The sequence below is a fragment of the Rodentibacter trehalosifermentans genome (assembly GCF_002000545.1).
Classification (GTDB): Bacteria; Pseudomonadota; Gammaproteobacteria; order Enterobacterales; family Pasteurellaceae; genus Rodentibacter; species Rodentibacter trehalosifermentans.
In genome coordinates this window covers 1-4,167 of sequence record NZ_MLHL01000020.1, presented here as the reverse complement: position 1 = coordinate 4,167, position 4,167 = coordinate 1, and the positions used below count along the sequence as shown (strand labels likewise).

The window sequence follows — 4,167 nt, the reverse complement described above, 5'->3', positions numbered from 1 at the left end:
ATAAAATTAAATGGCTTTTATAGGCTACCGCCCTACGCCTGACGGCTACGGTTGCTGAACCCTTGCAGAACAAGCAAACAAGTTTACTTGCTCTGTAAGGGTTTTGTAATTTTAAATCCTGAAAAAAAGAAAAAATTAGGGCTGAAAGCCCAAAAGAGCCGAAAGGCTCTATTTTTTTATATTTTATATTTTTATCTTGTTTTCGGATAGGCTAGAGCCTTTATTTGCAAGGGTTGCGAGATTTTAAAGACTAGAAATTTGTCGTTTACGACTAGAAATTTGTCGTTTAAAGACTAGAAATTTGTCGTTTAAAGACTAGAAATTTGTCGTTTACGACTAGAAAGAATTTTAAACCTAGTTTATTATGTGTTTAATTTTTCAACTCTAGGTGTGATATGGCAAATGATTTAACGGTGGTAAAGGCAAATAGTCTAATCGAGGCGAGTTACCGTCTGACATTGGACGAAATGAGATTGTTAGCTTTAACGATTGGAACAATGAACCCGAAAAGCGATCAGCAAGTGTTTGAGTTTTCGGTGTCTGAATTTGTAAATCAATTCCCTGATGTGAACGCAGATAGGGCGTACACACAAATAAAATCAGCGATTGAGCGTATTTCTGAACGTTGGGTAAAAACGGAAGATGAAAGGCACGTTACTAAATTTAGATGGGTGTCGTCTCAAACGTATTTCAAGAAAGAGGGGCGATTTAAAATAGCCCTAACCAATGAAATTATGCCTTATTTAACGCAGTTAAAAGGGCAATTTACGCAATATCAGTTAAATCATATCTCTGGCTTTTCCAGTGTTCACGCTATTCGCTTGTATGAGTTATTTACGCAGTATAAGCGATTGGGTGAACGTTATATTTCAGTGGAAGAATTGAAAAAGTGGTTACAGCTTGAAGATAAATATGATCGCTATAACAACCTTAATCAGTGGGTTTTAATTCCAGCTTTGTCTGAAATTAACGAAAAATCAGATCTCTTTGTAGGGTATGAACCTATCAAGCGAGGTCGTAAAATTATTGGTGTTGAATTTAATATCACACACGAAAAACCAGTAAAAAAACGCCCGGCATTTCCGCATAAAAATAAGTACGGGAAGTTTGTAACATTAAATCGACAAGATCCACGAATGAGTAATCACGAGTACGGAGAATGGGTAAAAGACAGTCTAAAAATCTTAGAAGATTTTTACAAAAAACTCGAAGATGTGCCGAATGAAGATTTGCTGTTTTATTGGATTTTTCTTGCCAGTAACGAAAGTAACAAATCAAAACTGGGTTCAAAGAAAACCTTTTCAGATGAACTGAAAAAGCGTGGTTACAAAATCGTTGAGTGTGAATTAGTAAAAATAAGGGATAACTAGATTATGTGTACTTTAATGCAAAAAGATAGCTTAATTCATTTAGTTGCTGAAGCTCAAGCAACATTAACATTAAGAATTGATCCACAAGCTCCATTTTCTGATGATGAATTAAGACTAGGAGAAATTCATAATTTTATTTATGACAGTTCTCCTGATGATATTGATTTCAAAACTCTTTCAGAAGAAATAATGAGTATAAATAGCAAATATGAGGACATTCCTATCTTAGAGCGATATAAAAAGTAAAGCTAACGCCCTTCGGTTGTTGATACAAGATTGATAATTGTAAGTTAGTGAAAATAGAGAAAAAAGCGGTATAATCAAAGAATGTTCGGGGGTTGAGAAATCAGACCTTGAGCTAGGTGGGTCTGCTGGCAGTCCCACCAGTGGCTGCTAGTGGGGCTGCTCGCAGAACCTTGTGATTAACATCAACAAGGAGCGAAAAATGAAACGTTTAATTATGTTTCTAATCGTAATTCTGCTATGCCTACTGCTCAAGGGCAGTACTGCAACCATTGGAATGTAGCAGATCATAACCTTAAAGCTCACAGAGTTCCCGCTCTGTGGGCTTTTAAATTATATGGGTTGTACAGAAATAATTCAAGAACCCTTGTCAGGCGTGCAACTTGCTTGCACGTTTGGCAAGGGTTGAACAACCGAAGCCAAAGGCGTAGGGCGTTAGCTACAAACTTAACCCATCATCACGGCTTAATGAGCGGTCTTTTTGTTTATTTTTCTGCTCTCGTTCCCATTTTTCTGTATTTCGTTTGAACTGCTCTTGGTGTAGCTGTGCCATTGATTTTTCAATTAAATTCGGATTATCTCGCATAATTTGAGCTTTACGCTCGAAAAGCGGTTTATTTTGCTTGTTGATTTGCTCGATTTTTTCCTGTTCTTTGGCTATATAGTCTTTTGTTCGGTCAAATCGCTCTGATAAATCGCTCATAACCCCCTTAATTCGCTCTATTTCGGCTTTTTGCTCCTTAGACTGATATAACCCTAGCATTCCCCACTTCTCGCTTTCTAAACGCTCTAAATCGCCTTTGTAGTCCGCATACGTTGATTTGAGCTGTTTGAGCGATTTTTCCCATTCTTCGATTTTTCTTTCGTGTTCAAACTTAGGACGTTCTGCATTTTTGATAGTTTTATAGATAAACATATCAAAATCAGCTTGAGAAACGCTCTCTTTGCGATTTACAGGCGTTTTTTCTCTTTCCCTTTGCATTCCTTTGCCTTTTTCAGAAAAATCGCTCTGTGTGTGATTTAGAGGATTTTTAGAGGGTTCTTTTAATGCACTAGCAAATTTAGCTGAAAAAATGCCCTCTCCCTGCTCTCTGAGTTCGATATAACGTCTTTCTTGGGCAAGATCTTGCACGTTTTGGGCAATTTTTTGCCCAATTTCATCGGATTGACGCTGAATTTGTTCTAAATTCTTAAATTCTCGCCAGTGAATGTGTGTGGTGGGATCTCGTTCAATCCCTTGAGCTTTAAGGGTTCGTTCGTCTATTCGGCTATCTATGCCGTGCTTTTCTAGGTGCTGATTTGCCAGTTTTCGCCACGTTGTCCGAACATCTTGCACAAACTCCCTTGCGTTAGCGTGCTTTGATTTCATCGCTCCGCCTAGCTCTAATGCCTTACTGTTAGCACGCTTAAAAAACTGTTCAGGTGTGCGATCTATGCCGTCTTGATGACGTTCTGAAAAGATTAGATGGCAATGAGGGTTATTATTTTCAGGATCGTTATGAATAGCGAATGAATACGGTAACTTGTGCTTATCGTTGTCTATGGTTTGTTTTATGAACTCGTTCACCAGAATTTGCTGTTGCTCTAGGTTTAGTTCTCTTGGCAATGCAAATTCAATTTCAGTACAAACCCGAGCATTTGAACGTTCGTAAATGTCAGCACTTTCCCAGAATAAACTAGGGTTATTTTGGGCAAACATTGGCATATTCCCGCTTTGTGAAAATTTTAAATCATCAAATCGAGATGAGTACTTATCATCTCGGTTGATGTAGTTGCTTTTCGCCAATGCTGATTGTCCTTTAGCTTTGCTAACTCGTCTAACGTTTAAGTGATATATCGCCATTTTTATTTTAGCTTGTGAATATGGTCAAGCGGAACGCTTGCGAACGGTAGTTTCTTATGCTTTAGCATAGAAACTAGGAAGTGAGCATTACGTTATTTTAACGTAATGAATAGAACGCTTGCAAGCCTAGCACTGACTAAATAAAATAAGGGAAATATAAAACCAACAAACAAGGGGCTATCAATGGCAAGCAAAATCGAAAAGCTAGAACAGCAACAAGCAGATTTACAACGTAAACAAGACGAAATCAAAGCGAAAATTCGTGCGATCAAGTCAAAAGAACAAGCAGAAAAGCGTAAAAAAGCCACGCATTACAAAGTTTTGTTAGGTGCTTACGCTTTACATTCTTTTGTTGAACGTGGAGAATTTCCTTTAGTATCGGCTGAACAGCTACGAAAATTCATCAATGATGACAATAAATTTGATGAGTTGAGAGCATTTATCAATGAAGAAATTACAAAAGGTAAAAAATAACTGTGAGTGAAATAGTAACAATCATTTTTTACAATGTATTGATATTGTCTTTTATTGCTATAAGTGTTTATGTTTACCTGAAATGGCAACATAAAAAACTGATTGATAGAATGTTAGATGAGATGGAAAAATCTTATTCAAAATTTGCCGATCACAAAGCAAACGAAAGAATGCAAAAAAGGATTGATGAGTACGATAAAAGACACCCACTCAAAGCATTTAAAAGAAAGTTTAAAG

At 37.0% G+C, this 4,167-nt stretch carries 5 protein-coding genes; 4 read left to right on the top strand and 1 reads right to left on the bottom strand.

All coding sequences use genetic code 11. The features are described from left to right. Positions 1–395 precede the first annotated feature (395 nt). Together BKK52_RS04630 and BKK52_RS04625 are read left to right on the top strand one after the other, a co-directional pair. Positions 396–1,370 carry a replication initiation protein gene (locus tag BKK52_RS04630; RefSeq protein ID WP_077473632.1) on the top strand — a complete coding sequence of 325 codons (975 nt, stop codon included), beginning with the start codon at positions 396–398 and terminating at the stop codon, positions 1,368–1,370. Between the two features lie 15 nt (positions 1,371–1,385). Beyond that, positions 1,386–1,616 carry a hypothetical protein gene (locus BKK52_RS04625; RefSeq protein WP_143531385.1) on the top strand — a complete coding sequence of 77 codons (231 nt, stop codon included), beginning with the start codon at positions 1,386–1,388 and terminating at the stop codon, positions 1,614–1,616. A gap of 436 nt (positions 1,617–2,052) precedes the next feature. Here BKK52_RS04625 and BKK52_RS04620 read toward each other — a convergent pair whose 3' ends face one another. Beyond that, positions 2,053–3,456 (bottom strand): MobA/MobL family protein, encoded by a 1,404-nt coding sequence (locus BKK52_RS04620; RefSeq protein ID WP_077473629.1) that lies wholly within the window; start codon positions 3,454–3,456, stop codon positions 2,053–2,055. Positions 3,457–3,639: 183 nt separating this feature from the next. Between BKK52_RS04620 and BKK52_RS04615 the strand changes: the two genes are divergently transcribed. Beyond that, a complete protein-coding gene (locus BKK52_RS04615; RefSeq protein ID WP_077473630.1) occupies positions 3,640–3,930 on the top strand; it encodes a hypothetical protein in 291 nt (96 codons plus the stop codon). 44 nt (positions 3,931–3,974) lie between these two features. Further along, positions 3,975–4,167: hypothetical protein (locus BKK52_RS13760; RefSeq protein WP_208606145.1), on the top strand; the 193-nt coding region annotated here is incomplete at its 3' end.